The sequence below is a fragment of the Paraburkholderia sp. SIMBA_054 genome (assembly GCF_046534875.1).
GTDB lineage: Bacteria > Pseudomonadota > Gammaproteobacteria > Burkholderiales > Burkholderiaceae > Paraburkholderia > Paraburkholderia hospita.
The window spans coordinates 1-322 of record NZ_JAWRXV010000446.1 but is presented as its reverse complement, the minus strand read 5'-3'; the positions used below and the strand labels follow the sequence as shown (position 1 = coordinate 322).

At 65.8% G+C, this 322-nt stretch carries 1 pseudogene; it reads left to right on the top strand.

What is annotated here, in order from left to right:
- Positions 1–322, top strand: a pseudogene (locus SB822_RS55840) (excinuclease ABC subunit UvrA); the annotation flags it as partial.

Sequence of the window (322 nt, the reverse complement as noted above, 5' to 3'; positions counted from 1 at the left end):
CCATCGGACTGCATCAGCGCGACAACGACCGGCTGATCTCCACGCTCAAGCATCTGCGCGATCTGGGCAACTCGGTGATCGTGGTCGAGCACGACGAAGACATGATCCGCATGGCCGACTACGTGGTCGACATGGGTCCGGGCGCGGGCGAGCATGGCGGCATGGTGATCGCCGAGGGCACGCCGAAGCAGGTGCAGGCGAACGCGGCCTCCATGACGGGGCAGTACATGTCCGGCGCGCGCACCATCGAGTATCCGGACGAACGCAAGGACCCGGACGAGCGGCATCTGCGCATCGTCGAGGCGCACGGCAACAATCTGCG